Here is a 5,135-nt window from a genome sequence, read left to right on the forward strand (position 1 = left end):
ATCAGGTCCTGGTCCAGGGTGATACGGCCGAAGTCCATGGCCACCGTGGTGGTGGTCTTGTCCCCGGTGTGGGTCAGGTCGTCGATGCCCGCGGAAGCGGACGTCATGACGGCCTCTGTGCGCAGCGGGTTGATCTCCGAGACGGCGCCGACGAACGTGGTCTTACCCACGCCGAAGCCGCCCGCCACCACGATCTTCGCGGAGGTGGTGGAGCGGGAAGGACCGCCGCTAGAGCTTGCGAAGTCCACTGAGCACCCTTTCGAGCAGTGTCACGTCTGGCTGGCCACCGGCGTTCTCGTCGCCGCCGGGCTGATGGATGGCGACCAGGCCCGCCTCCGCCAAGTCGGCGACGAGAATCCTGGCCACGCCGAGGGGGATCGTCAGCAGGGCCGAGACCTCGGCCACCGACTTGATCTCCCGGCACAGGTTGCAGATCCGCTGATGCTCGGGCAACTGGCCCTGCATCTGGTGCGGAGCGGCGGTGGTGTGCACCAGTGCCTCGATGGCGAGCTGGTAGCGCGGGCGGGTCCGGCCGCCGGTCATGGCGTACGGACGCACCAGGGGGTTGTTCGCCGCCGGAGCCGGCTCGGGGCGGCGCTGCGGCTGTACCGGCTGGATACGCGGGGCCGGGGGCTGGTCGTACGGGGACGGTCCCGGGCCCTGCGGGGCGTACGGCTGCCGGTGGCTGGGAGCGGAGGGGAAGTTGTACCGGTTCGCCGAGCCGTCGCCCTGACCCTGGGCAGGGCCGTACGACCAGTTGCCCGGAGACGAACTGCCTGGGGGTGTTGCCACTTTCTCCTCCTCCTACTGCGCCGGGCGCCCGAAAATCTGTGGAGCCGCGTCCCGAAACCTTAAGGCCCCGGGACACGCAAACGCACCGTCCGATTACTAGTTGAGAAGGCTGCCCTGGAGCTCCGCGCGGAGATCCGGGGTCAGGACCGTGCCCGCGCGGTCCACCAGCAGGGCCATCTCGTACCCGATGAGGCCGATGTCCGCTTCCGGGTGGGCCAGGACCGCGAGCGACGAACCGTCGGAGATGGACATGAGGAACAGGAATCCCCGCTCCATCTCCACAACCGTCTGGTTCACGCTGCCGCCCTCGAAGATGCGCGAGGCACCGGCGGTCAGCGAGGTCAGACCGGAGGCGACGGCAGCGAGCTGGTCGGCGCGGTCACGGGGGAAGCCTTCGGACATCGCCAGAAGGAGTCCGTCGGCGGAGACCACCACCGTGTGGGACACCCCCGGGGTGTTGTCCACGAAGTTGGTGATCAACCAGTTCAGGTTCTGTGCCGCCTGGCTCATCGGGCTCACACTAACGCTCCTGGTTGTAGGTGCTGTCAGGACCACCGTGCTGATCGGTGGTTGCCTGGCCGTTCGATTCACTGCCTGCGCTGCGTCCACGCTGGACGCCCCGGCGCAGGTTGCTCAGCCTGCCCCGGACGTCCTCCGGAGCGCGGGAGACCTGTGGGCCTCCCTGGGGGGTGTTCTCGGCGGCGCCCTCGACCAGGTTGGCCTTGGGTACCCGCCGCGGCAGGCCGGAGGCGGTGACCCCGCCTGCCTTGGGCTTGCGGAGCTGGGCGGCCTGCTGCCAGCGCTCGTCGTTCGCCGAGCGCCAGTCGGTGTTGCCACCCGCCGCCGGTGCCCCCGGAGCGTCGGCCGGTGCGGGAGCGGGCGTCTCCTGCCGCACCCGCGCGGTGCCGTTCGCGGAGCCGGCGCCCTGCGGGCCGGCCGCGAGGGAACCGCGGCGCGGCAGCCCGGCGTCGGTCAGCGGGGGTGCGGCGGCGGAGGCCGGGTCCGGACGGTCGAAGCCTACGTGGTTCCGCTCACTCGCGTCAGCGGCCTGCGGAGCTTCCGTTTCCGGAGCGTACTGGGCCGGATAGCCGTTCTGGTAACCGTCCTGCTGGGGCCAGTCGTCCTGGTAGGACGGAGCCTGAGCCGGTTCCGCATACGCGGACGCGGGCTCGGCGTAGCCACCGTTGGGGGAGCCACCGTTCGGGGAGAAGCCGTCGCTCTGCTGCTGCTCGGCCTCCGGCGCGTAGTACTGCTCGTCGTACGGCTTCTCGTACGACCCCGAGTACGTCTCCTGATACGGCTGTTCCTGGTACGCCTGCTGGTCCCGGTACTGCGGCTGCTCCTGGTACGGCTGCTCCTGGTAGGAGGTCTGCTGCCGTTCCTCGTACGCGGACTCCTCGTACGGCGACTGCTGCGGCTGCTCCCGGTAGGACTGCTGCTGCTGTCCCTCGAAGCGCGGGTCCCCGTAACCGGCCGCGTCCTGCTGCGGATCGGCGGGGCGCTCGTCGGGGGACTGGGTGTCCAGGGCGGCGCGGCGCCCCTCCCGCATCAGGGAGCGGCCGACGGGGTCCAGGTCGCGGGCGTCGTCGGGGACCTCGGTGTACCGGCTGTCGTCGAAACCGAGTTCGGCGGCGGTCCGCAGCGCCGGCTGCTGCTGTTGCGGGGCGAAGCTCTCACCCTGGAACTGCTGCTCCGGGATGATCTGCGAGACGGTGAACTCCTCGCGGTCCAGCGGGACCTCGCCGCCACCACCGTGCGTGATCGCGTCCGGCAGCATGACCAGCGAGGTCGTACCGGCCTGCTCGCCCGAGGGACGCAGCTGGACGCGGATGCCGTGCCGGTCGGACAGCCGGCCGACCACGAACAGACCCATGCGCTGGGAGATCGCGGCATCCACGGTCGGCGGGTTGGCCAGCTTGTGGTTGATGTCCGCGAAGTCCTCGGCCGTCAGACCGATGCCCTTGTCGTGGATCTCGACCATGACGCGGCCGTCCGGCAGCCGGGTCGCCGTGACCCGGACCTTGGTCTGCGGGGAGGAGAACGTGGTGGCGTTCTCCAGCAGCTCGGCCAGCAGGTGCACGAGGTCGGTGACCGCGCGGCCGTGGATCTCGGCCTCCGGCACGCCCGACAGCTCGATGCGCTCGTACTGCTCCACCTCGGAGGAGGCGGCGCGCAGCACGTCGACCAGCGGGACCGGCTGGTCCCAGCGGCGGCCGGGCTCCTCGCCGGCGAGGACCAGGAGGTTCTCGCCGTTGCGGCGCATACGGGTCGCGAGGTGGTCCAGCCGGAAGAGGTTCTCCAGCTGGTCCGGATCGGCCTCGTTGTTCTCCAGGTCGGTGATCAGGGTCAACTGGCCCTCGATCAGCGACTGGTTGCGGCGCGACAGGTTGGTGAAGATCGCGTTGATGTTGCCCCGCAGCAGCGCCTGCTCGGAGGCGAGCCGCACCGCCTCGCGGTGGACCTGGTCGAAGGCGCGGGCGACCTCGCCGATCTCGTCCTTGGTGGTGATGGGGATCGGCGCCACCCGGGTGTCGACCCGGCCGGGGTCGGTGCGGGACAGCTGGTCGACCAGCATCGGCAGCCGCTGCTCGGCGATGCCGAACGCGGCGTTGCGCAGCTGGCGCATCGCCCGGCTCATCTGGCGGGCCACCAGGCCGGCCAGGATGAACGCGGCCAGCAGGGCGATGACGACCACGGCACCCGTGATGAACGCCGAGGTCTTGGCGTCGTCGGCGATGCCCGACGCCTCGTTCACGGCCCGGTCCGCCATGTCGGACTCGATCTGGCGGTAGGCCTTGTACTTCAGCGTGTTCAGCGCCCACCAGTTCTCGGCGGTGATACCGCCCTGGGCCAGCCCCTGGCGGGTGATCTCGCTGGTGTCCTTCATCGTGGCCAGCGCGCCGACGAACTTGGACGGGTCGGACGGCGGGGCGACGTACCTCGGGTCGCGCCCCTTGGCCTCCTCGGCCAGGGCGGCGGCGTCCGACTTGATCTTCGCCTCGGCGTCGGTCAGCCGCTGCGCGTCGGCCTCGGTGCCACCACCTATGTACTCCTCCCGGGCGATGCGCTCCAGGTAGGCGTACGAGGACAGGGAGACCCGCTGGGTCGCCAGGTTCGGCGCGTCGGGACCGGGGTTGACCAGCAGATGGGTGCCGATCGACCGCTCCAGCGACAGGGCCGCCTTGGTCAGCGACATGGCGTAGACGGTGCGGCCGTAGGAGGTGATGTTGCCGGTGCCCAGACCGAGTTCGTTGGCGAACTCCATCAGGGGGTGGGCGAGGGTGACGTACCCCTCCTCCGTCTCCACACCGTGCATCTTGGAGGTGTACGCGGCCTGGCGCAGCGTCGCCAGCGTGGGCTCGACCTCGTGGAACAGGCGCAACCGGCGCACCAGACCCGAGGTCTGCGGCATGCTCTTGGTCGCCTCGGCGAACGTGCCGGCGGCCTGGTCCGTGGCCTTGCGGGCCGCGTCGACGGTCTGCTTGCCGGCGGCGTCCTTCTTGTGCTGGAGCAGGGGGGCCGCGGAGACGTCCCGCTCGTTCTCCAGGGCGTCGGCGTAACCGAGCGCGGCACGCACCAGACGGGCGGTGCTCTCCGCGTCACGGGCCTGCTGCCAGGTGTCGATGGAGCTCTTCACCTGGAAGCCGCCCATGACGAGGCCGACCATCACGGGTATGAGCAGGATCGCGTTCAGACGGGTGGGCACCCGCCAGTTCCGCGGGGAGAGACGGCCGCCGCTGGACACGGGAGTGGCCACCGGCTCCGCTCCGGGCGCGGGGGTGGGCGCCGCAGCGCGCGGCGGCGGGGTGAAGTTGCCCCGCGCCGACGGCTCGGGACCGTTCTTGCTTCGCCTCACTCGACCAACAACCTTCCGGCGGTCGGCACCTTCGTCGTGCCGCAGTCTCTCAGAACCCGGTTCGTCATCGACCACTCAGTACGCACTCAGTACGTCTTTGACCATTGGGCAGTTCAGGCATTCCAGCACGTGGACCAGTGCACATCCAAACACTGCAAACCCGGTAGTGGTGCAGTTGTAAACGCAAGATAAAACGGTCATAAAGAGCGAGCCCCGCCAAAAGGCGGGGCGTTCGTGCGCACAGCGGCACCACGCGACCGCGTCGCGTGGTGAGACCGGACGATTCCTCTGCCGAACTGTTATGAACGCCGGAGCCGACCGTGTCTAAGGCCACAGCCGGCTCCGGAACCTTCACGACAACTGCCCTGTCGCTCGTCGTGTCCGAGTGCTATCGCAGGCGCGCCATGAGGGCGTGCTCGACGAGGGTGATCAGTGCCGACTTGGCGTCCGCGCGGTGGCGGGCGTCGGTGGTGATGATGGGGGTGTC

4 protein-coding genes and 1 pseudogene are annotated in these 5,135 nt (G+C 69.8%); all 5 read right to left on the reverse strand.

Annotated features, from left to right (window positions below):
• The coding region (locus AB0F03_RS37720) for an ATP/GTP-binding protein (RefSeq protein WP_362000985.1) at positions 1-248 on the reverse strand (248 nt) is incomplete at its 3' end.
• Complete coding sequence (locus tag AB0F03_RS37725; protein WP_362000988.1) at positions 229-792, reverse strand: DUF742 domain-containing protein; 564 nt, start codon at positions 790-792, stop codon at positions 229-231. The genes AB0F03_RS37720 and AB0F03_RS37725, both read right to left, overlap by 20 nt.
• A gap of 96 nt (positions 793-888) precedes the next feature.
• A complete protein-coding gene (locus AB0F03_RS37730) occupies positions 889-1,302 on the reverse strand; it encodes a roadblock/LC7 domain-containing protein (protein ID WP_030948713.1) in 414 nt (137 codons plus the stop codon).
• A 10-nt stretch (positions 1,303-1,312) separates the two neighbouring features.
• The gene (locus AB0F03_RS37735) at positions 1,313-4,648 is read right to left on the reverse strand and encodes a nitrate- and nitrite sensing domain-containing protein (protein WP_362000991.1); all 3,336 of its coding nucleotides are present in this window, start codon (positions 4,646-4,648) and stop codon (positions 1,313-1,315) included.
• A 388-nt stretch (positions 4,649-5,036) separates the two neighbouring features.
• Positions 5,037-5,135 (reverse strand): annotated as a pseudogene (locus AB0F03_RS37740) (ATP-binding protein); the annotation flags it as partial.

This window comes from Streptomyces sp. NPDC028722 (assembly GCF_040637655.1).
Lineage (GTDB): Bacteria > Actinomycetota > Actinomycetes > Streptomycetales > Streptomycetaceae > Streptomyces.